The organism is Conexibacter sp. CPCC 206217, assembly GCF_030646165.1.
Classification (GTDB): Bacteria; Actinomycetota; Thermoleophilia; order Solirubrobacterales; family Solirubrobacteraceae; genus Conexibacter.
Map to the genome: position 1 here is coordinate 684833 of NZ_JAUTDO010000001.1, position 21733 is coordinate 706565.

A 21733-nucleotide genomic window follows, 5' to 3' on the forward strand; every position below is an offset into this window, starting at 1 on the left:
CATCGCCCGTCATTACGATGCCGGAGCCGAGTTCGGAACAGCTGTCGAGCGCGCCGCGGGCCGAGTGCGGGCGCATCGCGATGACGGTACGGGCAGTCTGCGCAAGCGCACGCGACGGATCTTTGGCCACGTGGCGAAAGATCCAGTCGGGGCTTTCGCCAAGGCCGGTGTGAAGCCTCCGACGCGCCGCCGGAAACTCCACATCTCGGCGCGACCGAGACGGCACTCGTTTCAGTCGACTCATAGTCACGCGCGAGATGCACGTGCGGGTGGTGCGAGCAGAGTCGGAGCGGATGTCAGGGGGCGAACGGTCGCCGCGTTCCTTTGGACATGCGGATAGTGTCGATTCTGCAGAACCTTCGTACGCTCGCTGCGCACGGAAATCACGAGCCACCGTCCTTCGCCGTACCGATCAGCGGCGCCGCGCCGGAAGTACATCGGCACGGACGATGGAAAGGAACAACACCCGTCTATGCCCAGAATCCGTCAAGAGAACGTCACTGCGGCCCAGTGGTCGCCCAACGGTGCGACGCTCGGTGCGATCGACCTGACGCTTCCCGACAACCAGGTGTTCGGCGCGAACGTCTTCAGCCCTGCTGAGCAGCGCCAGCGCCTGCCGAAGGCCGTCTTCAAGCAGCTGCAGTCGACGCTCGAGCAGGGCGAGGCGCTCGACAGCTCCCTCGCCGACTCCGTCGCGCTCGCGATGAAGGAGTGGGCGCTGGAGCGCGGCGCGACGCACTACGCGCACTGGTTCCAGCCGCTCACGGGCCTCACGGCGGAGAAGCACGACTCGTTCTACGGCCCGACCGGCGAGGGCACGGCGATCGCCGAGTTCTCCGGCAAGGAGCTGATCCAGGGCGAGCCCGACGCCTCCTCGTTCCCGACCGGCGGCCTGCGCGCGACCTTCGAGGCGCGCGGCTACACCGCCTGGGATCCGACCAGCCCGGCGTTCATCCTCGAGAACCCCAACGGCGCGCTGCTCTGCATCCCGACGGCGTTCGCGTCGTGGACGGGCGAGGCGCTCGACACGAAGATCCCGCTGCTGCGCTCGATGGACGCGCTCTCCAAGTCCGCGATCAGAGCGCTGCGCCTGCTCGGCGACGAGGAGTCGCAGAGGATCTTCACAACGGTCGGGCCCGAGCAGGAGTACTTCCTGATCGACGAGCAGTACTACTTCGAGCGCCCCGACCTCATAACGACGGGCCGCACGCTGTTCGGCGCCAAGCCGCCGAAGGGCCACGAGCTCGACGACCACTACTTCGGCTCGATCCCGGAGCGCGTGCTCGCCTACATGCTCGAGGTCGAGCTGGAGCTGGCGAAGTTGGGCGTCCCGATCAAGACGCGCCACAACGAGGTCGCGCCGGCGCAGTACGAGGTCGCGCCGATCTTCGAGAACTCGAACGTCGGCTCCGACCACCAGCAGCTGACGATGCAGGTGCTGCAGAACGTCGCGCGCCGCTACGGCCTCGTCTGCCTGCTGCACGAGAAGCCCTTCGCGGGCGTCAACGGCTCCGGCAAGCACAACAACTGGTCGATGGGCACGGACACCGGCGCCAACCTGCTGAACCCGGGCGCGACGCCGCACTCCAACCTGTCGTTCCTGTTCTTCTGCACCGCGGTCATCCAGGCCGTCGACAAGCACCAGGGCCTCGTCCGCGCGACGGCCGCCGGCCCGGGTCAGGACCACCGCCTCGGCGCCAACGAGGCGCCGCCGGCGATCATCTCGGTCTTCCTCGGCAGAGAGCTCGAGACGGTCTACGCCGCGATCGAGAAGGGCGAGGCCGGCGAGGCCGTGCCCGGCTCCTTCCTCGGCCTCGGCACCGACGTGCTGCCGCCGCTGCCGCTCGACGGCGGCGACCGCAACCGCACGAGCCCGTTCGCCTTCACCGGCAACAAGTTCGAGTTCCGCGCGATCGGCTCGACGCAGTCCGTCGCACTGCCGAACACGGTCCTCAACACGATCGTCGCCGAGGCGGTCGACGACCTCGCCGCGCAGCTCGACGAGGCGCTCAGAGGCGGCGCGTCGCTGGAGGAGGCGCTGCCCCCGGTCCTGCAGAAGAGCTGGGTCGAGCACAAGAAGGTCGTCTTCAGCGGCGACGGCTACTCGCAGGAGTGGCACGACGAGGCCGAGCAGCGCGGGCTGCTCAACCTCAGAACGACGCCCGAGGCGCTGCCGTACTTCGTCGCCGAGGACACCGTCAAGGTGTTCGAGCACTACAACGTGCTCTCCGAGCGCGAGCTCGAGTCCCGCTACGACGTCTTCACCGAGCAGTACGCGGTCAAGATCAACATCGAGGCGGAGACGGCCGCGACGATCGCGCGCACGCTGCTGCTGCCGGCCTCGCTGCGCCACCTGACACTGCTGAAGGCCGCCGGCGTCGACGCGCTGACGACCGAGACGCAGGCGCTCGTCGACGAGTTCGTGACGGCGATCAGAGCGCTCGAGCAGGTCAACCTGAAGGAGAACCAGGAGGACGAGCCGCCGTCGGTGTGGGCGAACTTCCTGCTCGACCAGGTGATCCCCGCGATGAACGCCGTCCGCGAGGTCGCCGACAAGCTCGAGAAGGTCGTCGCCGACGACCTCTGGCCGCTCCCCAAGTACAGCGAGATCCTCTTCATCAAGTAGGACCTCACCCAAGCCTCTCGCGCCCGTCCGCGCGAGTGTGAAAACGCCCGTCAGCTCTGGTCTCCCCGCGATCAGAGCTGGCGGGTGTTCTTCGTTGCGGCGGGCGGCGGGCAGAGGCCGCCGGCCGGGCCTACGCGGCGGCCGCGCGCCGCAGCGCACGGTCGATCGCTGCCGGCGAGAGCACGTGCTCGATCACGAGCGCGGCGGCGCCGACGATCCCGGCGCGGTCGCCCAGCTCGCTCGGCACGACGCGCAGCGCGTCGGTCGCGAGCGGCAGCGACCGCTGGAAGATCACCTCGCGCACGCCGGCCAGCAGCTGCTGCGAGGCGCGGCCGACGTCGCCGCCGACGACGATCACCTCGGGGTTGAAGAAGTTGACGCAGCCGGCGAGCACCTCGCCGAGGTTGCGACCGGCCTCGCGCACGAGCTGGGTCGCAGGCCCGTCGCCGCCGCGCACCAGCCGCACGACGTCGCGGCTGCTGCTCGCCTCGACGCCCAGCGCGCTCAGCCGGCGCGCGATCGCGCCGCCGCCGGAGACCGCCTCGAGGCAGCCGACGTTGCCGCAGCGGCAGGTCTCGTCACGGCCGGCGAGGCGGATGTGGCCGATGTCGCCGGCCGCGCCCATCGCGCCGCGGTGGATCGCCCCGCCGGCGACGATCCCGCAGCCGATGCCGGTGCCGACCTTGATGAAGAGCAGGTGGCGGCTGTCGCTCCAGCTCGTCGCGTGCTCGCCGAGCGCCATGATGTTGACGTCGTTGTCGACCAGCACCGGCGCTTCGTAACGAGCGGCGAACCAGCCGGGGATCGAGAAGCCGTCCCAGCCCGGCATGATCGGCGGGTTGGCCGGCTCGCCGCGGTCGAAGGCGACCGGGCCGGGCACGCCGAGGCCGATCCCGCGCACCTGCGCGGCGCTGCGGCCGGCCTGCTCCAGCAGCGCGCCGAAACGCTCGTGCACGAGCGTCAGCACGCGCTCGGGGCCGTCGGCGATCGCGACCTCCTCGACCTCCTCCGCGAGCGCGCCGCCGCCGAGATCGCAGACGGCCAGCCGCGAGTGGGTCGCGCCGAGGTCGGCGCAGAGCACGACGCCGGAGCCGTCGTTGAAGGCGAGCGCCGCCGCCGGGCGGCCGCCGGTCGAGTCGCCGCCGACCTCGTGCAGCAGCTCGTGGCGCAGCAGGGCGTCGACGCGCTGCGCGACGGTCGAGCGGGCGAGGCCTGTGCGCCGGGCCAGCTCCGCGCGCGTCAGCGTGCCGGCCGCACGGATCACATGGAGCATCGCGCCGGCTGTCGCCGCCTCCCCGACGGCTGCCTTGGCGCCGTCACCGTGCTCGTCGCTCGCTGCCACCACGTCGGAAGTAAAGCATTGCCGTCAAGCGATCTTGCATCGCCGGGAATCGCTTGATCCGTATCTTTTGATGTTTGTCAAACAAGCTTTTGGCTTGACAACCGACAAAAGGGTATGGGAGTGTCGGACCTGTGAGTGGAGGAGCTCATCCGCTGCGCGCCGGCATCGTCGGCGCGGGCTTCATCGGCGCGGTCCACGCCCGCTCTGCCCGGCTTGCCGGGGCCCGCCTGACGGCCGTCGCCGCATCGAGCGAGCGGTCGGCCGCGGAGGCCGCGCGGCGACTCGGCGCCGAGCGCGCCTGCGCCTCGGCCGAGCAGCTGGTCGTCGCCGACGACGTCGACGTCGTCCACATCTGCGCCCCCAACCACCTCCACCTGCCGTTGAGCCGTGCGGCGCTGGACGCCGGCAAGCACGTGATCTGCGAGAAGCCGCTCGCGCTCGACAGCGCCGGTGCCGGCGCGCTCGTCGAGCTGGCGGCGGCATGCGGTCGCTGGGACGGCGTCCCCTTCGTCTACCGCTACCACCCGCTCGTGCGCGAGGCGCGCGAGCGGCTGCACGACGGCCGCAGCGGCCCGCTGCGGCTGATCCACGGCACCTACCTGCAGGATTGGCTGTCACGTCCCAGCGACGACAACTGGCGCGTGACGGCGGCGCTCGGCGGGCGCTCGCGCGCGTTCGCGGACATCGGCTCGCACTGGTGCGATCTCGCCGAGTTCGTCTCCGGCCACCGCATCAGCCGCCTCAGCGCGCGGACCGCGACGATGGTGCCGCAGCGCAGCGCCGCCGGCGGCCGGCCCGCGTTCGCGCGCGACGACGACGGCGCCGACGACGCAGGACCGCGCCGCCCGGTCTCGACCGAGGACGTCGCGCTGGTGCAGTTCGAGACCGACCGGGGCGCGCTCGGCAACGTCGTCGTCAGCCAGCTCTCGCAGGGTCGCAAGAACCATCTCTGGATCGAGTGGGACGCCGCCGAGGAATCGCTCGTCTTCGACCAGGAGCAGCCGGAGCGGCTGTGGCGCGGCGAGCGCGACGGTGCGAGTGTGATCGAGCGCGACCCGGCGCTGCTGTCGCCGGCGGCGGCGCGGCTGGTGACGCTGCCGGCCGGCCACCCGCAGGGCTACGGCGACTGCTTCGACGGCTTCGTCACCGACCTCTACGCCGCGATCCGCGACGGCGTCGCCCCCGACGGCCTCCCCCGCTTCGCCGACGGGCTGCGCGCCGCACGGATCACCGAGGCGGTGCTCGCCTCGGCCGCCCGCGACGGCGCCTGGACGGCCGTCCCGGCACCGCTGAGCACGACGGCTGCTGCGGAGACGCGCGCGTGAGACTGGGCCTGCTGACCTCCTGCATGCCCGAGCGCTCGCTCGATCAGGTCGCCGCGTGGGCGGGCGCGAACGGCTACGAGGCGCTCGAGTTGGCCGCCTGGCCGACGCTCGGCGACCGCCCCTTCACCGCCTCTCACCTCGCCGCCGACGCCTTCGACGAACGCGAGGCCGAGCGCGTCCGCACGGCGCTCGCCGACAACGGCCTGACGCTCTCGGCGCTCGCCTACTACGACAACAACCTCCACCCCGACCCGGCCGTGCGGGCCGGCTACCACGCGCACCTGCGCGCCTGCGTCGACGCCGCGGCGGCGCTCGGCGGCGTCCCGGTCGGGACCTTCGTCGGACGCGACCCGAGCCGCTCGGTCGCGGAGAATCTGCGCGAGGCCGAGCGCGTGCTGCCGCCGCTCGTCGACTACGCCGGCGAGCGCGGCGTCCGCCTGATGGTCGAGAACTGCGTGATGGAGGGCTGGCACCCCGACGGCTACCCCGGCAACCTCGCCTACTCGCCGGAGCTGTGGGAATGGATGTTCGGGCTCGGGCTGTGGCTCAACTTCGACCCCTCCCATCTGCTGTGGCTCGGGATCGACCCGGTCGCCGCGCTGGAGCCGTACGTCGACCGCGTCATCCACGCGCACGCGAAGGACGCAGAGACCTTCCCCGCCAGACGCGACCGCTACGGCTTCTTCGGCCGCCTCTCGACGCGCACGGAGGAGCCTTGGGAGGCGGGCTGGTGGCGCTACCGGATTCCCGGCCTCGGCGCCGTCGACTGGCGCCGCTATCTCGACACGCTCTACGCGGGCGGCTTCGACGGCGTGCTGTCGGTCGAGCACGAGGACCCGATCTGGGGCGGGACGCCGCAGAGAGTCGAGCAGGGGCTGCGGATCGCCCACGGCACGCTGCGCGGGCTGGTGGTCGGATGAGCGGCGACGCGACGGCGCGGCTGGAGGTCCGCGGGCTCGTCAAACGCTATCCCGGCGTCGAGGCGCTGCGCGGCGTCGACTTCGCCGTCGCCCGCGGCGAGGTCCACTGCCTGCTCGGCCCCAACGGCGCCGGCAAGTCGACGCTGATCAAGTGCGTCGCGGGCGCGGTCGCCCCGACCGCGGGCGAGATCCTGCTCGACGGCGAGCCGCTGCCGGTCGCCGACCCGGCCGCGACGCTGGCGCGCGGCGTCGCGACGATCTACCAGGAGCTCGACCTGGTCGAGGAGCTGACCGTCGCGCAGAGCGTCTTCCTCGCGCACGAGCCGCGCCGCGGACCGTTCCTCGACCGCGAGCGGATGCGGCGCGAGACGGCCGCCCTGCTGGCACGGCTCGGTCACGAGGCGATCGACCCGGGCACGCGCGTCCTCGCGCTGCGACCGGCGGCGCGGCAGGTCGTCTCGATCGCCCGCGCGCTGTCGCACGACGTTCGGCTGCTGATCATGGACGAACCGTCGGCGATCCTCGACGACGGCGAGATCGAGACGCTGTTCGAGGTCGTGCGGCGGCTGGCCGCCGACGGCGTCGCGGTCGTCTACATCTCGCACCGGCTCGACGAGATCCGCCGCATCGGCGATCGCGTCACCGTCCTCTCCGACGGCCGCACCGCCGCCACCGGGCTGCCGGCCGACACGCCGACCGACCGGCTCGTCGAGCTGATGGTCGGGCAGAGAGCGCAGCAGCTCTACCCCGATCGCGCCGGCGCTGCCGGCGAGGTCGTGCTGGAGCTGCGTGGGCTGCGGCGACTGCCGATGGTGCGCGGCGTCAGCCTCCAGCTGCGGGCCGGCGAGGTCGTCGGCCTCGGCGGGCTGGTCGGCTCCGGCCGCACCGAGCTGCTGCGGCTCGTTTACGGCCTCGACCGCCCGGAGGCCGGCGAGGTGCTGCTCGACGGCCGCCCGCTGCCGCCCGGCCGCCCCGACCGCGCGATCGCCGCCGGCCTGGGGTTCGCCCCGGAGGACCGCAAGTCGCAGGGGCTGCTGCTGGAGTGGAGTCAGACGAAGAACGTCAGCCTCGCCGATCTCGCCCGCTTCGAGCGCGGCCTGCTGAACGTGCGCGCCGAGCGCGCCGCGACCGGCGAGCTGCTGCGACGGCTGAAGACCGTCCCGGCCGACGGCGAGCGGATCGTGCGCGAACTGTCCGGCGGCAACCAGCAGAAGGTCGTGCTGGCGCGCTGGCTGCTGCACCGCTGCCGCGTGCTGCTGCTGGACGAGCCGACGCGCGGCGTCGACGTCGCGACGAAGGGCGAGCTGTACCGCGTCATCGTCGACCTCGCGCGCGAGGGGGTCGCGGTGCTGGTCGTCTCCTCCGAGCTGGGCGAGCTGGTCGGCATCTGCGACCGGATCGTCGTGATGCGCGAGGGCGAGGCGGTCCACGAGGTCACGGGCGAGCAGGCGAGCGAGCGCGAGCTGCTGCGCCACGCCGTCGCGCACACGGAGACGAGCGACCTGATCGAGGAGGTCACATGAGCACGGCGCCTGTCAAGGGCGGAGGTGAGACGGCGCTGAGCGCGACGCTGCGGCGCAGAGTCGCGGGCCTGCGCCTGCAGGAGTACGCGCTCGTGATCGTGGTGATCGCGCTGTTCGTCGCCGGCTCGATCCTCAAGCCCGACAGCTTCCCGACGTGGGACAACGTCCGCAACATGCTCACGCAGGCGAGCGTCGTCGGCGTGCTCGCGATCGGCATGACCTTCGTGATCGCGACCGCCGGCATCGACCTCTCGGTCGGCTCGATGCTCGCCGCCGCCGGCATGTTCGGCGGGATCCTCGTCGACCCCGAGGGCTCGACGCTCGTCTTCATCCTCGGCACGCTCTTCTTCGCGACCGCGCTCGGATCGGTCAACGCGATCGCGATCGCCTACGGCCGCGTCGTGCCGTTCATCGCGACGCTGGCGATGTTCTCGATCGCGCGCGGGATCTCGCTGCTGCTGAACGACAAGCTGCCGGTCAGCCTGCTCGACCTCAACGGCGGCTCGTTCGGCGACCCGGCCGCCTTCTCGCTGCTGTGGTTCGGGACCGGGCGGATCGTCGGGATCCCCGTCTCTGTCTACGTCTTCCTCGGTGTCGTGATCGCCGGGTGGGTCGTGCTCAACCGCACGCGCTACGGCCGCTGGGTCGTCGCCGTCGGCGGCAACCGCGAGGCGGCGCGGATCGCCGGCGTGCCGGTGCGGCGGACGATCCTCAGCGTGTACGTGCTCTCCGGCCTGCTCGCCGGGGTCGCGGCGGTGCTGCTGTGCGCCCGCCTGGGCTCCGCCTCGCCGGTCAGCGGCAACCTCTACGAGCTCGACGCGATCGGGGCTGTCGTGATCGGCGGCACGAGTCTCGCGGGCGGGCGCGCGACGATCGGTGGCACGTTCCTCGGGGTGCTGACGTTCGCGCTGATCTTCAGCTTGATGACGCAGCTGAACCTCTCGACGGAGGTCCAGCAGGTGGTGAAGGGCGCGATCGTGCTCGGTGCGGTGCTGCTGCAGCGACCGGAGGCACGGTTGTGAGGAGGAGGTCAAACGACAGCAGGAGGAGGGACGGGACATGTCGCTCACACGACCATTGATGGCGCTCACCGCCGCGACGGTGCTCGCATTCGGCGCCGCGGCCTGCGGCGGTGACGACGACGAGGGCGGCACGACGACCGCCGCCGCCGTCGACACGGCCGCCAGAGACAGCGCAGCCGCGGAGGACTCGGGCGGCACGGTGAGAATCGTCGCCAGCGTGCCGCCGACCGACCACGGCTGGCTCGGCGCGATCTCGAAGAACGCGCAGGCCGCCGCCGACAGATTCGACGACGTCGACTTCCGCCTGCTGGAGGCGGCCGACGCCGACTCGCAGGCGCAGCAGATCGAGCAGGCGATCGCCGACAGACCGGACGCGCTCGTCGTGCTGCCGCAGGACGGCGAGGCGCTGACGCCGGTCGCGCAGAGAGCCGAGGCGGCGGGGATCCCGGTCATCAACGTCGACCGGCTCTTCTCGGCGCCCGACGCGGCGACCGCGACGATCCTCGGCGACAATCACCAGATCGGCGTCTCGGCCGCCGACTACATCGCCGACAGACTCAGATGCGCGGGCAACGTCGTCGAGATCCAGGGGCTCGCCGGGATCTCGGTCACGGAGGAGCGCTCGGCCGGCTTCGCCGAGCAGCTCAGAAAGGCCTGCCCCGACGGCGGCATCGAGATCGTCGCCAGACAGCCGGGCGACTTCAACCCCGACACCGGCCTGCGCGCGATGGAGAACATCCTCCAGGCACAGGACAGAATCGACGCCGTCTACACGCACGATGACGACATGGCGCAGGGCGTCGTGCAGGCGATCCGCAACGCCGACCGCGACGACGAGATGTTTCTGACCGGCGTCGGCGGCTCCGAGGACGCGATGGCGCAGATCAGAGAGGGCGGGCTGTACGCCGCGACCTTCCTCTACAACCCGGCGATGGCCGCCTCGGCCGTCAACATGGCGCGCCTGATCGCGCTCGGCGAGGGCTTCGAGGAGCTGGTGCCGCCGGAGGTGCCGCGCCAGCTGATCGTCCCCGCCGCGACGGTCACGCAGGAGAACGTCGACGAGTACGAGGAATACGCCTTCAACTAGGCGCCTGCCCCCGGCGCTCCTCCCCGCGGAGCGCCGGGACCGTCGCGTTTTGGCGCGTCAGCGCAACCTTGATCGGCGTCGGGCGTTCAAGAAGGCAGAGAACGGGCCCCGTGGGGCCCGGGGGCGCCGCGCGCACACGCGCGGCGAAACGGACGGGAAGGAACACGATGTCGTCACGCAAGCGGGCGCTTCCTCTGCTGGCGGGTGCAGTGGTCGCCCTCGGGGCCGGTCCACTGGCCGACGCCGCACCGGCCAAGGGCAGGACCGCGCACAGATCGGCGACGCACAAGGCCAAGCGCGGCAGAACGCCGGCGCACCACGTCGTGCTGAGCGGCCGCGGCAAGCCGTCACCGCGGCTCGGCAGAGTCGGCGACGTCTACCTGCGCAGCAGCGACGGCGCGCTCTGGGGGCCCAAGACCAGACGCGGCTGGGGCAGACCGCGCCCGCTCGCCAGACAGGGGCCCGCCGGCAGAACCGGCACGGCCGGCAGAACGGGCGCGACCGGCCCCGCCGGCCCGTCGCTGACGCCGAGCTTCGGCGTGGCGACGCAACTCGCCGAGATCCCTCAGCCGGGACTCGTCTCCGCGCACTGGGACGCAGACGCGCAGAGAGAGATCGACGACGTGACGATCGAGCTCGACGTGGCGCTGCCGGTCGGGATCTCGCTCGTCACGCTCTGGCCGCGCGGCTACACCGGCGGCATGTTCAACTCCCCCGGCTGCACGCTGACCGGCGCCGGCTTCGCCCTGTATGGCAGCGGCGAGCTCGGCGCCCCGGTCAGCACGCTGGCCGTCGTCCCGACGTCCGGCACGACCGCACACCTCAGATGCGTCGCCGGCGTGACGCCCGGCGACAGCCGCGAGGGCACCGTCGCCGGCACGAGAGTGTTCATCCAGCAGAGCAACATCGCGCTGCCGACCGGCCTTGCGTGAGGGAGCGGAACGCGATGCTGACACCGAAGCAGGTACTGCCGCTGCTGATGGGCGCCGCGCTGGCACTCGTCGCGGCGCCGATCGCCGACGCCGGCACGGGCGGCACGGGCGGCACCAGAGCCGCCGCGCACAAGACCCAGCAGCACGGCAAGCGCAGAGCCCGCGGCGTCGTGCTGAGCGGCCGCGGCAAGCCGTCACTGCGGCTCGGCAGAGTCGGCGACGTCTATCTGCGCACGCGCGACCGCACGTTGTGGGGCCCCAAGACCAGACAGGGCTGGGGCAGACCGCGCCCGCTCGCCGGCAGAGGCAGCGGCAGCAGCGGATCCGCCGGCAGAACCGGCGCGCCCGGCGCGCCGGGCGCGCCCTCCGCCCCGGCGCCCGGTGCCCCGATCGTCGTCGCGAGAGTGCCGCAGCCGAGCGTCATCAGCACGCGCAAAGAGGGCATCGGCTTCTCGGCTGAACCCACGGTCACGCTGTTCGCGGAGATTCCCGCCGGCGTCTCGGTCGTCGCGCTGCGCCCGCGCGGCGGGCCCGCCCCGGGCGCGCCGAGCACCAACGGCTGCACGCTGCGCAGCTTGTCGCTCGACCTCACCGGCCGTGCGGACGGCGCTCCCAGCGTCGCGACGGTGATGTCGTTCGCCGGCGAGCGAGCGATCCTCTACTGCGCGCTCGGGTACGAGGCGGACAACGGCGCGACCACCGACGTCGGCGGCACCGAGGTCGTCGTGCAGCCGCTGATCACCTCCCCCGCCCCCAGACAGAACTGAGGGCGACGCGACGCTCCCACCCAACCTTGGCACGAGCGTGTCAAGGTTGGGCTGCGCGCTGGTAGGATCGGAGCATGCGTGACTACCTCGATGCCATCCGCAGCCGTGTCGTCGTCTTCGACGGGGGCATGGGCGCCACGCTCGAGCAGTTCGAGCTGACCGCGGAGGACTACGGCGGACTGCAGGGCAAGTGCCACGAGGCGCTGATCCTCAACCGTCCCGACGTGATCGAGGGCGTGCACGCCTCGATGCTCGAAGCCGGCGCCGACGTCGTCGAGACCGACACCTTTCAGGCGTCGCGGCTGAAGCTCGAGGAGTGGGGCCTCGGGGAGCACACGCTGGAGATCAACCGCAGAGGTGCGGAGATCGCGCGCAGAGCGGCGGGCGACGCGCGCTTCGTCGCCGGCTCGATCGGCCCGACCGGCTTCCTGCCCGCGTCCGACGACCCGACGCTCGGCAACATCTCCTTCGGCAGACTCGTCGAGGTCTTCGCCGAGCAGGCGACCGGCCTGATCGAGGGCGGCGCCGACCTGCTGATGATCGAGACCGCGCAGGACATCCTCGAGGTGAAGGCATCGATCTTCGGCGCGCGCGAGGCGTTCAAGACGACCGGCAGAACGCTGCCGATCCAGGTCTCCGTCTCGCTGCTGCCCAACGGCGGCAAGATGCTGCTCGGCACCGACATCTCCGCCGTGCTGACGACGCTCACCGCGCTCGACGTGCAGGCGATCGGCCTCAACTGCTCGACCGGCCCCGAGGACATGCGCGACGCGATCCGCTTCCTCGGCGAGTTCTCCCCCCTCCCCGTCCACTGCATCCCGAACGCCGGCCTGCCGCTGCAGGGCCCGGACGGCGAGACGATCTTCCCCGAGCAGCCGGAGCCGCTCGCGGCGGTCCTGACGGAGTTCGTCGAGCGCTACGGCGTCGGCATCGTCGGCGGCTGCTGCGGCACGACGCCCGAGCACATCCGCGTGCTCGCCGAGTCCGTCAAGGGCCGTGCCGTGCAACCGCGCCCCGCCGCGCGCCCGCCGCACGTCTCCTCGATGATCGCCGACACGCTGCTGGCGCAGCAGCCGCGCCCGACGATCGTCGGCGAGCGCGTCAACTCGCAGGGTTCGCGCAAGGCGAAGGAGCTGCTGCTCGCCGACGACTACGACGGCCTGCTGCAGATCGCCGAGAACCAGGTCGAGCTGGGCGCCCACGTGCTCGACCTCTGCGTCGCGCTGACCGAGCGCCAGGACGAGGCCGAGCAGATGAGCGAGCTCGTCAAGCGCGTCTCGCTGTCGCTGCCGGCGCCGATCCAGATCGACTCGACCGAGCCCGACGTGATGAAGGCGGCGCTGGAGCACATCCCCGGCCGCGGCATCGTCAACTCCGTCAACCTCGAGGCCGGCCGCGACAAGCTCGACCTCGTCACGCCGCTCTGCATCGAGCATGGCGCCGCGCTGATCGCGCTCACGATCGACGAGGAGTCGATGGCGAAGACGCGCCAGCGCAAGGTCGACGTCGCCCGCCGCATCCACCAGTACGTCGTCGAGGAGCACGGCCTGACGCCTGAGCTGCTGATCTTCGACGCGCTCACGTTCACGCTCGCGACCGGCTCGGACGAGTTCAAGGACTCGGCCGTCGAGACGATCGAGGGAATCCGCGAGATCAAGGCCGCGCTGCCCGGCGTGCTGACGTCGCTCGGCGTCTCCAACGTCTCGTTCGGCTTCGGCAGAGCGGCGCGCGAGGTGCTCAACTCGGTCTTCCTGCACCACTGCGTCGAGGCCGGCCTCGACCTCGCGATGGTGCACCCGAAGGACGTCACGCCGTACTCGGAGATCCCACAGAACGAGCGCGACCTCGCCGACGACCTCGTCTTCAACAGACGCGACGACGCGACCCAGCGCTTCATCGAGCACTTCGAGGAGAAGGGCGAGTCGAGCGAGGCCGAGAGCGCCGACCCGACCGCCGGGATGGAGCCCGAGCAGGCGCTGCACTTCCACATTCTGCGGCGCAAGAAGGACGGCGTCGAGGACTGGATCGACAAGTCGGTCGAGAAGATCGGCGCGGTCCCGACGCTCAACGACGTGCTGCTGCCGGCGATGAAGGAGGTCGGCGACAAGTTCGGCGCCGGCGAGCTGATCCTGCCGTTCGTGCTGCAGAGCGCGGAGGTCATGAAGAAGGCCGTCGCGCGGCTGGAGAACTACCTCGACCGGCTCGAGGGCTACACGAAGGGCACGGTCGTGCTCGCGACCGTCTTCGGAGACGTGCACGACATCGGCAAGTCGCTCGTCAACACGATCCTGACGAACAACGGCTACACGGTCGTCGACCTCGGCAAGCAGGTCCCGGTCTCGACGATCCTCGACGCCGCGCAGGAGCACAGAGCGACCGCGATCGGCCTTTCCGCGCTGCTCGTCTCGACCTCCAAGCAGATGCCGCTCGCCGTCCAGGAGCTGCACCAACGCGAGCTGCCCTACCCGGTCCTGATCGGCGGCGCCGCGATCAACCGCGACTTCAGCCTGCGGATCCTCTACCCGCATGGCAGAGAGGCCGACGACGTCTATGCGCCCGGCGTCTTCTACTGCAAGGACGCGTTCGAGGGACTGGCGAAGATGGACCAGCTGATCGACGACGACGCGCGCGAGGCGCTCGTCGCGCAAGTGCGCGGCGCGGCCAGAAGACTGCGCGAGAAGCCCGTCGTGGTCGACACCGGCCCCCCGGTCACCGACGACAGCGTCCGCTCCGCGGCGCGCACCGACCTGCCCGTGCCGACGCCGCCGTGGTGGGGCGTGCGCGAGCTCGACGTGCCGCTCGACGAGGTCTGGCACCACATCGACACGCACGTCCTCTTCAAGCTGCACTGGGGCGGGCGCGGCGTCAAGGGCGAGGCCTGGAGAGAGCTGCTGCGCGACAACTTCGTGCCGCGGCTGGAGCGCATGTGGCGCGAGCAGACCTACCTGCATCCGCGCGCGAAGCTCGGCTACTTCCCCTGCAACAGCGTCGGCAACGAGCTGATCGTCTTCGACCCCGAGGACCAGGACCGCGAGCTGCACCGGCTCGTCTTCCCGCGTCAGCCGCGCCACGACCGCATCTGCCTCGCCGACTTCTACCGCCCGCTCGACAGCGGCGAGCGCGACGTCGTCGCGCTGCAGGTCGTGACCGCCGGCGACGAGGTCACCGAGCTGATGGCGAGACTCGAGCAGGAGGGCGAGTTCGCCGAGCAGCTGTTCGTCCACGGCCTCGGCGTGCAGACCGCGGAGGCGATGGCCGAGTGGACGCACGCGAGAGTCCGCAGCGACCTCGGCATCGACCTCGACGAGGGCCGCCGCTACTCGTGGGGCTACCCCGCCTGCCCGGACCAGTCCGAGCACGAGAAGGTCTTCGACCTGCTCGACGCGCAGTCGATCGGCATGCGCCTGTCCGGCGGCTACGCCGTCGAGCCGGAGCAGTCGACCGTCGCGATCGTCGCGCACCACCCGCAGGCGGTCTACTTCGGCATGAGAAGCGGCCACCTGCCGAAGGAGAAGGCGCCGGACGACATCATCGCCGGCTCCGACCGCGACCCGAGCCTGCTCGACGCCGCCTCGCTCGACGACGACCCGCGCGAAGGGGCGATCGAGGAAGAGGTCGAGGGGACCGCAGCGCGGTAGGTCAGGCTTCCGCGGCGTTGCCCTGCTGGGCAGCGCCGTGGCGCGGCTGCGCGTGCAGCTTGACCGGCGAGGTCTGCATCGCGCGCAGGCGGACGTCCTTCCAGGACAGTCCCTCCTTCAGCAGCGCCGGCATTCCCATCAGCACGGCCGTCGCGATCTCGACCGCCTGCAGGACGATGCCGTAGCCGAGCGCATCGGCGTGCGAGACGCCGTAGCCGTTGCTCAGCACGACGACGCAGGCGGCCTGGAAGATGCCGAGGTTCGACGGCGTCGCGGGCAGCACCGCTGTCACGTTGACCGCGAACAGGACCGCCGCGGCGGCGCCGATCCCAGCCTGGTCGTCGAGCCCGAAGGCGACGAGCAGCACGTAGCAGGAGAGCCACTGCAGCAGCCACGCGCCGAGCTGCGCGACCAGCGCGACGGCACCGAGCCGCGGCTGGCGGAAGACCGCGAGGCCGTCGCGCACGCGCGCGAGCGCCCGGCGGGCTTGGGCCATCAGCTCCTGCACTCTCGAATAACGCGAGTGGCGCCCGGCTTTCAGCAGCGGGGGCGCGATCAGCACGATCGCCAGCAGCACCAGCGGCGCGATCGTCGCGACCAGGAGCGCGTCCTGATGGCCTCTGAAGATCTTCACCGACGACAGCGTCACGATGCCGAGCAGCGCGAGCGCGAGCAGGTTCAGCAGCGTCTGCGAGACGATCGTGCCGAGCACGATCGGGAAGTGCTCGCGCGGGCGCCCGGTGCGGCGCGCGACGATCAGCGCACGCGACGGCTCGCCGAGGCGGGCCGGCAGCGTCGCGGACATCAGCACGCCGATGAACGTCCCCTGCATCGCGTCGCGCAAGCGCACGCGCGCATCTGGCAGGGCGGCCTTCAGGATCGCCTCCCATGCGACGGCGCGGACGGCCATCGAGGCGCACATGATCCCAAGACCGGCGAGCACCCACGGCGGGCTCGAGTCCAGCAGCGCCGAGCCGACCTTGTCGACGCCGATGCGACGGAACGCAAGCACCGCGCCGCCGACGACGGCGAGCGCCAGCAGCGCCATCACGACACGGCGCAGCAGCACCAGCGCGGGCCGGCGCGTGCCGGCGACGCGCGGCGGCTCGATGCTGGGCAGTCGCGGCTGCGCGCGCACCTTCGGCCGCAGGTCGGCGGGGATCGTTCCGATCCGCACGCCGATGCGCTCCTTCGTCGTGCGCGGCGCGGGCGTCTCGATCGCGTCCTGGTAGGCCTCGACGACCTCGGCGGAGACCCTCGGCCAGGCGAACCGCTGCGCGTGCACGGCGGCGGCGACGCCCATCGCGGCGCGCCGTCTCGGATCCAGCCAGAGGTCGCGCAGCGTCTCGGCGAGCGCGGTCGCGTCGCCGCGCGGCACGAGCACGCCGTCGAGTCCGTCGCGCACGACGTCGCGGTAGCCGGCGATGTCGGAGGCGACGACAGGCGTGCCGGCGGCGAACGCCTCCGTCAGCACCATCCCGAAGCTCTCGCCGCCGAGCGACGGCGCGCACAGCACGTCGGACTGCTCCAGCACGCGGCGCTTCTCGTCGTCGTCGACGCGGCCGAGCACGGTGATGCCGCGGTCGTCCAACAGCAGCGGCTCGACCTCTTCGCGGTTGGCGCCGACGACCGTCAGCTCGACCGGGATGTGCTCGCGCAGCGCCTCGAAGGCGCGCAGCAGCACCGGCAGCCCCTTGCGCTCGACGGCCTGGCCGACGAACGCGATCCGCAGCCTGTCCGACGGCTGCTTCGGCGCGCCGAGGTCCGGCACCGCCACGCCGTTGGGGACCACGCGGTAGCGACCGCCGTAGAAGCGCGTCGCCGTCCACGCCGCCGCCTCCGACACGGCGATCCGCACGTGCAGGTGGTTGAGCATGCGGCGCGCGCCGAGCACGTTCGCGACGTTGTTGGAGAAGCGATTGGCCGAGTACGCGTGGAACGTGCCGACCAGCGGCGCGTTCGTGCTCACGAGCGCGTCCCAGCTCAGTCTCGGCGCGACCGGCTCATGCAGGTGGACGACGTCGTAGCCGCCGCTGCGCAGTTCGTTGCGCATCTTCAGCACGCCCGACGGCGTCGCCATCAGGTTCGAGACGGCGCCGTTGGCGCGGAACCCGATCGTCCCGCCGAGCGGGATCAGGTAGTCCGGCACGGGGCGCGCCTGAGGGGCAGCACCTCTGTGCAGCAACCGACTCCGGCGATCGTCAGGATCGAAGGGCGCCAGTACGCGCACATCGTGGCCGTCGGTCAGAAACGACTCAGCAAGGGCCTCGATGTGCCGAGTGACGCCGCCCGGATAGGTCCACGAATACGGTGAGACCAGGGCTATGCGCATCGGGACGGGATGCTATCGCGGATCTCGGAGTGATCGACTGGGGGCAGCCGAACCTTTACAGAGCTCTCATGCGCCACGCATCTGCGCATGCGCCGAGAGCCCTCCGAATGCTCAGACCGCGGAGACCTCTTCCTCCTCCGCCACGCGGAAAGAGGAGCCGCAGCCGCAGGCCGCGACGACGTTGGGGTTGTCGACCTTGAAGCCGGCGCCCTGCATCTCGTCGACGTAGTCGATCACGGAGCCGTGCACGTACGGCAGGCTCGGCTTGTCGACCAGCAGGCGGATGCCTCTGTCCTCGAACACGACGTCGCCGTCGCGCTCCTGGTCGAATGCGAGCGCGTACTGAAAGCCCGAGCAGCCGCCGCCGCGAACGCCGACGCGCAGTCCGGCCGTGGCGACCTCGGATCCCTGTGAGGCGAGAAACTCGTGGACCTTCTCGGCGCCTTTGTCGGTGAGCGTGATCATGTGCGTCTCCGTCGGGTTCGCTTGAAGCTCAAGCCTGGATGCGCCCCGTGGCGCTCCATTGCTTCATTCAGTGTAGCGACCCCTCGGCGCCACCGCGAGCATCGCTACCCTTGAAGGTCATGGCGACGAGCGAAGAGTTGAAGCAGCGTATCGAGGCGGCGATTCCAGGCGCGGCTGCGCAGGTCTCCGGCGCCGACGGACAGCATTTCGAGGCGGTCGTCGTCGCCCAGCAGTTCGAAGGGCTGAGCCGGATCGCGCAGCACCGGCTCGTCTACGACGTGTTCGAGGGAGAGCTCGGCAGCAGCATCCACGCGCTCTCCCTGCAGACCAAGGCTCCAGTGAGGACTTCATCGTGAGCGAAGAGACGAACCCCCTCCGGGACGCGATCCAAGCGGCGATCGCCGAGAACCCGGTCATCCTGTTCATGAAGGGCACGCCGGAGCAGCCGATGTGCGGCTTCTCCGCGCGCACCGCGGGAGCGCTGCAGTCGCTCGACGCGCCGTTCGCGGCCGTCGACATCCTGCCCGACCCGCGCATCCGCCAGGAGTTGTCGGCGATCTCGCAGTGGCCGACGATCCCGCAACTGTTCGTCAGAGGCGAGCTGGTCGGCGGCGCCGACATCGTCGCCGAGATGTACGAGAGCGGCGAGCTGGCCGAGGTGCTCGGCGTCGAGCAGCCGGAAGCTGCCGCCGCCCCCGAGAGCGAGACCGCCGCCGGCTCGGCGCCGCTCTCGATCGAGAACCGGCTTTCCTGAGGAGGATCCGGCTGTTCTGAAGCGTCAGGCGCGCCCGCGACGCGGGCGCGCCCTTCTCTTGCCTCAGCCTCTGACGACCGTCACGCTGAGCGTCCCGCGGCCGTCGATCCGCATCGCGTCGTCGCGGAAGGCGCGCCAGCGGGTCTTGTCGATCTTCGCCGTCAGCCCGTCGTAGCGCTGGGCGGACTCGAAGCCGCTTCTGACCTGGCCGTAGCTGAGCGCGCCGCTGCCGCTGGAGCCGTCCTCGCCGCTGCCGCCGCCCAGGTCGAGCACGATCGTCGTGCCGTCGCCGCCGTCCGCGCCGTCGAGCGAGCGTCCGGAGAGCCGCAGCGTGCGCTCGCCGAGCGGGGCGTCACGCGGGATTCTCAGCGCGACCGAGATCGTTCTCAGCGGGCCGCGGTCCTCGCGCAGGCGCAGCTTCACGCGCGCAGTGCCGCCGCGTCTGACGGTGCTCGGACCCTTCGCGTCGAGGATCGTCGCCAGCGCCAGCCCGCGCTCGAACGAGATGTCGGCGTCGACCTTCGTCACGTCCAGCGCCGCGTAGCGGGCGGTGTCGATCGCGCTCAGCGCCGTCGTCACGTCGCCGCCCATCGCGAGCGCGAGCGCCGGCACGCCGCTGGTGTCGGACCCGTTGACGACGTAGCGGTTGCAGAATCTCAGCGGCGTTCTCTGACCTCTCACCGTCACACGCAGGCAGAGGCGACCGGTCTCACGCGCCGTCGCGCCGTCGAACGCTGTCGTGACCGCCTGCGCGACGGCGAGCGGCGCGACCGTCGGCAGCAGCCCGTAGCCGAGCGGATCGCCGACGGCGGTCTCGTCGGCGACCTCGGTCCGCTGGCGCACCGTCTTGCCGCGGTCGCGGTCGCGCACCGTCACGGTGACCGGCGTCGTCGGCGCTCTCTCGCCGACGCTGCCGACGACCGCCGACGAGGCGTCGTTGGAGAGCGTGCCGAGCGTGTGGCCGGGCGCGGCGAGCTTGTAGGAGGTCGACTCGCTCGTGTCGAGCGGGTTGTCGATCACGGTGAAGACATACGCGTCCTGGAGCGGCAGCGAGCGGCGTCCGACGCCGTCGAACTGATGCCCGAAGCCCCAGATCGCGTTGCCGTCGCGGTAGGTGACGGTGCCGATCGCGCTCAGCGCGAGCGCGCCGGTCGAGTAGGCCGCGCCCATCGAGGCGCCCGGCACCAGCGGCTGCGGCGCGAAGCTGGCCAGCGGGCCGACCGGCGCCGCGACGAGCGTGCGCCCGTGCGCGCGGCTGGACTCCTCCGCGAGCTTGGCGAGCGCCGGCGAGAGACCGCTGATCATCAGCGGCGTCGCGACCGCTCTGGCGCTCGCGCGCTCCGCCTTGGTCGCCGCGCGCGCGCCCGACGGCGGCTTCACGGCGAGCCCGAGCATCCGCTGGATCGGCGTCACGAGCCCGACGTCGTTGCCGTACTGCCCGACCGTCGCCGAGACCGCGCCCGCGTTGCCGATCGCGCCGTCTCTGCCTGCGCAGTAGACGGGCGAGCCGGAGAAGCCGGAGGCGATCCCGCTGCCGGCGACGGCGTCGCCGGTGACGCGCACGAGGATCCTCGGGCCGCTTCCGTCGATGTCGTTGACGACGTCGAGCACCTCGACGCCGAAGCTCGTGATCTCCGTCCCCTGCACGACCGTGCGCGCAGTGCACGTCATGCCGCGGTGGATGTCGGAGAGCGGCACGATCGGATCTCTGGCGGCGGCCACGGCCGGCGCTGCGAGGGTGGCAGCGAACGCTGTCACGGTGATGACGCGGGCGTACATCCGCGGCACTGTAGTCATCGATCCTGAAGCTGAGCTGTGCGGCGAACGCGCCATTCAAGCTGCTCTACGATCCGGTGCGAGTCGCAGATCACCGCGCCGTCGTCGGACACCAGCAGCGGCACGCGCGGCTGACCGCTGAGGGCCTCGACCTGCGCCCGGCGCGAGCGGCGATATGGCACGCGCACCTGCTCGTAGGGGATCCCGGCGCGCCGCAGCGCCCGCGCGACGCGCCCGCACGGGCACAGCACGTCGGTCGGCGTCGGACAGCGGTAGAGCGTCGTGACCGGATCATCCATTCCGTGCGAAGTGTGACGAAGTGCATGTTGAATCGTGGAGATCGACTAGGGTCGCCGGCATGGCGTCCGTTGCGATCGTCACCGACACGTGCCATTACCTGCCGCGCCAGCTGGTCGCGGCGCGGGGGATCCACGAGGTCAGCCTCTACGTCCACTGGGACGGGCGCGAGGACAGGGAGTCCGCGCTGCCGGACTTCGACCGCTACTACGACCACCTCTCCTCGACGCCGAGCCTGCCGACCACGTCGCAGCCGTCGATCGGCGACTTCCTCGCCGTCTACGAGCCGCTGCTGGACGCGGGGCGCGACATCGTCTCGATCCACCTCGCGGGCGGGATGTCGGGCACGGTCGGTGCCGCCCAGCAGGCGCGCGAGCAGCTGGGCGAACGCGCGCCGCGCGTGCACGTGCTCGACTCCGAGAGCGCCTGCGGCGGCGAGGGGCTCGTCGTGCTGGCCGCACACGCCGCCGCCGTGCGCGGGACCAGCGCGGAGGACGTCGTCGCCCACGCGCGCGCCGCGCGCGCGGAACTGAAGATGTGGTTCGCGATCGACACGCTCGAGTTCCTGCGCCGGGGCGGCCGGATCGCGGCCGCGCAGGCGTGGGTCGGCTCGGCGCTGCGGATCAAGCCGATCCTCACGGTCGACTCGGAGATCACGCCGATCGAGCGCGTGCGCACCTCCGGGCGCGCGTTCGAGCGGCTCGTCGACTATCTCCGCACGCGCAAGGACGACGGCGCCGAGGGCTGGGTGATCCAGCACATCCAGGCGCCGGACGAGTGCGCGCGGCTGGTCGCGCGCGGGCGCGAGATATTCGGCACCGACCCGGTCTTCGTGTCGGAGGTCGGCCCGGTGATCGGGACGCACGTCGGGCCCGGCCTGCTGGGTGCCGGCGCCGTGCCGCTCAGTTACCTGTCCTAGCCGGCCGG

The 21733-nt window shown here is 71.5% G+C and carries 17 protein-coding genes; 12 read left to right on the forward strand and 5 right to left on the reverse strand.

From position 1 onward, the window contains the following. Positions 1 to 472: 472 nt before the first annotated feature. A complete protein-coding gene (locus Q7L65_RS03270) occupies positions 473 to 2626 on the forward strand; it encodes a glutamine synthetase III (protein ID WP_304718800.1) in 2154 nt (717 codons plus the stop codon). A gap of 130 nt (positions 2627 to 2756) precedes the next feature. On the opposite strand, the gene Q7L65_RS03275 is transcribed toward Q7L65_RS03270, so the two are convergent. Beyond that, the gene (locus Q7L65_RS03275) at positions 2757 to 3968 is read right to left on the reverse strand and encodes an ROK family transcriptional regulator (protein WP_304718801.1); all 1212 of its coding nucleotides are present in this window, start codon (positions 3966 to 3968) and stop codon (positions 2757 to 2759) included. A gap of 131 nt (positions 3969 to 4099) precedes the next feature. Between Q7L65_RS03275 and Q7L65_RS03280 the strand changes: the two genes are divergently transcribed. The 8 genes from Q7L65_RS03280 to metH all read left to right on the forward strand — a co-directional run bounded on the left by Q7L65_RS03280 (position 4100) and on the right by metH (position 15182). After that, entirely contained in the window at positions 4100 to 5293 is a 1194-nt protein-coding gene (locus tag Q7L65_RS03280; RefSeq protein WP_304718802.1) for a Gfo/Idh/MocA family protein, read from the forward strand. Further along, entirely contained in the window at positions 5290 to 6213 is a 924-nt protein-coding gene (locus Q7L65_RS03285; RefSeq protein WP_304718803.1) for a sugar phosphate isomerase/epimerase, read from the forward strand. Before Q7L65_RS03280 ends, Q7L65_RS03285 begins: the two co-directional genes overlap by 4 nt. Beyond that, a complete protein-coding gene (locus Q7L65_RS03290) occupies positions 6210 to 7736 on the forward strand; it encodes a sugar ABC transporter ATP-binding protein (RefSeq protein WP_304718804.1) in 1527 nt (508 codons plus the stop codon). Before Q7L65_RS03285 ends, Q7L65_RS03290 begins: the two co-directional genes overlap by 4 nt. Further along, positions 7733 to 8758, forward strand: coding sequence for an ABC transporter permease (locus Q7L65_RS03295; RefSeq protein ID WP_304718805.1), 1026 nt, complete (start codon positions 7733 to 7735; stop codon positions 8756 to 8758). Before Q7L65_RS03290 ends, Q7L65_RS03295 begins: the two co-directional genes overlap by 4 nt. 37 nt (positions 8759 to 8795) lie before the next feature. Further along, the gene (locus tag Q7L65_RS03300; protein WP_304718806.1) at positions 8796 to 9845 is read left to right on the forward strand and encodes a substrate-binding domain-containing protein; all 1050 of its coding nucleotides are present in this window, start codon (positions 8796 to 8798) and stop codon (positions 9843 to 9845) included. 167 nt (positions 9846 to 10012) lie between these two features. Then, positions 10013 to 10777, forward strand: coding sequence for a hypothetical protein (locus tag Q7L65_RS03305; RefSeq protein ID WP_304718807.1), 765 nt, complete (start codon positions 10013 to 10015; stop codon positions 10775 to 10777). A gap of 14 nt (positions 10778 to 10791) precedes the next feature. Continuing rightward, complete coding sequence (locus Q7L65_RS03310) at positions 10792 to 11544, forward strand: hypothetical protein (protein ID WP_304718808.1); 753 nt, start codon at positions 10792 to 10794, stop codon at positions 11542 to 11544. 74 nt (positions 11545 to 11618) lie between these two features. Continuing rightward, positions 11619 to 15182 (forward strand): methionine synthase, encoded by a 3564-nt coding sequence (gene metH / locus Q7L65_RS03315; RefSeq protein WP_304718809.1) that lies wholly within the window; start codon positions 11619 to 11621, stop codon positions 15180 to 15182. 1 nt (position 15183) lies between these two features. On the opposite strand, the gene Q7L65_RS03320 is transcribed toward metH, so the two are convergent. Both Q7L65_RS03320 and Q7L65_RS03325 read right to left on the reverse strand, forming a co-directional pair. After that, positions 15184 to 17514 (reverse strand): flippase-like domain-containing protein, encoded by a 2331-nt coding sequence (locus tag Q7L65_RS03320; protein WP_304718810.1) that lies wholly within the window; start codon positions 17512 to 17514, stop codon positions 15184 to 15186. 111 nt (positions 17515 to 17625) lie between these two features. Next, on the reverse strand, positions 17626 to 17979 hold the full coding sequence (locus Q7L65_RS03325) for an iron-sulfur cluster assembly accessory protein (protein WP_304718811.1): 354 nt from the start codon (positions 17977 to 17979) through the stop codon (positions 17626 to 17628). 119 nt (positions 17980 to 18098) lie between these two features. Between Q7L65_RS03325 and Q7L65_RS03330 the strand changes: the two genes are divergently transcribed. After that, positions 18099 to 18335: a BolA family protein gene (locus Q7L65_RS03330; RefSeq protein ID WP_304718812.1), complete on the forward strand. Its 237-nt coding sequence runs from the start codon at positions 18099 to 18101 to the stop codon at positions 18333 to 18335. Further along, positions 18332 to 18733, forward strand: coding sequence for a Grx4 family monothiol glutaredoxin (grxD, locus tag Q7L65_RS03335; protein WP_304718813.1), 402 nt, complete (start codon positions 18332 to 18334; stop codon positions 18731 to 18733). The genes Q7L65_RS03330 and grxD overlap by 4 nt, the downstream gene beginning before the upstream one ends. Positions 18734 to 18796: 63 nt before the next feature. On the opposite strand, the gene Q7L65_RS03340 is transcribed toward grxD, so the two are convergent. Both Q7L65_RS03340 and Q7L65_RS03345 read right to left on the reverse strand, forming a co-directional pair. Further along, a complete protein-coding gene (locus Q7L65_RS03340; RefSeq protein WP_304718814.1) occupies positions 18797 to 20512 on the reverse strand; it encodes a hypothetical protein in 1716 nt (571 codons plus the stop codon). A 14-nt stretch (positions 20513 to 20526) separates the two neighbouring features. Beyond that, positions 20527 to 20808, reverse strand: a complete 282-nt coding sequence (locus Q7L65_RS03345) for a glutathione S-transferase N-terminal domain-containing protein (RefSeq protein WP_304718815.1) — start codon at positions 20806 to 20808, stop codon at positions 20527 to 20529. Positions 20809 to 20867: 59 nt separating this feature from the next. Between Q7L65_RS03345 and Q7L65_RS03350 the strand changes: the two genes are divergently transcribed. Then, positions 20868 to 21725: a DegV family protein gene (locus Q7L65_RS03350; RefSeq protein WP_304718816.1), complete on the forward strand. Its 858-nt coding sequence runs from the start codon at positions 20868 to 20870 to the stop codon at positions 21723 to 21725. Positions 21726 to 21733: the final 8 nt, after the last annotated feature.

Excerpts from the sequence above, each read along its gene's own strand:
- Q7L65_RS03305 (WP_304718807.1), top strand. The coding sequence starts at position 10,013 with ATGTCGTCACGCAAGCGGGCGCTTCCTCTGCTGGCGGGTGCAGTGGTC.
- Q7L65_RS03290 (WP_304718804.1), top strand. The coding sequence starts at position 6,210 with ATGAGCGGCGACGCGACGGCGCGGCTGGAGGTCCGCGGGCTCGTCAAA.
- Q7L65_RS03295 (WP_304718805.1), top strand. The coding sequence starts at position 7,733 with ATGAGCACGGCGCCTGTCAAGGGCGGAGGTGAGACGGCGCTGAGCGCG.
- Q7L65_RS03270 (WP_304718800.1), top strand. The coding sequence starts at position 473 with ATGCCCAGAATCCGTCAAGAGAACGTCACTGCGGCCCAGTGGTCGCCC.
- Q7L65_RS03350 (WP_304718816.1), top strand. The coding sequence starts at position 20,868 with ATGGCGTCCGTTGCGATCGTCACCGACACGTGCCATTACCTGCCGCGC.
- Q7L65_RS03300 (WP_304718806.1), top strand. The coding sequence starts at position 8,796 with ATGTCGCTCACACGACCATTGATGGCGCTCACCGCCGCGACGGTGCTC.
- metH (WP_304718809.1), top strand. The coding sequence starts at position 11,619 with ATGCGTGACTACCTCGATGCCATCCGCAGCCGTGTCGTCGTCTTCGAC.
- Q7L65_RS03310 (WP_304718808.1), top strand. The coding sequence starts at position 10,792 with ATGCTGACACCGAAGCAGGTACTGCCGCTGCTGATGGGCGCCGCGCTG.
- Q7L65_RS03345 (WP_304718815.1), bottom strand. The coding sequence starts at position 20,808 with ATGGATGATCCGGTCACGACGCTCTACCGCTGTCCGACGCCGACCGAC.
- Q7L65_RS03340 (WP_304718814.1), bottom strand. The coding sequence starts at position 20,512 with ATGTACGCCCGCGTCATCACCGTGACAGCGTTCGCTGCCACCCTCGCA.
- Q7L65_RS03320 (WP_304718810.1), bottom strand. The coding sequence starts at position 17,514 with ATGCGCATAGCCCTGGTCTCACCGTATTCGTGGACCTATCCGGGCGGC.
- Q7L65_RS03330 (WP_304718812.1), top strand. The coding sequence starts at position 18,099 with ATGGCGACGAGCGAAGAGTTGAAGCAGCGTATCGAGGCGGCGATTCCA.
- Q7L65_RS03325 (WP_304718811.1), bottom strand. The coding sequence starts at position 17,979 with ATGATCACGCTCACCGACAAAGGCGCCGAGAAGGTCCACGAGTTTCTC.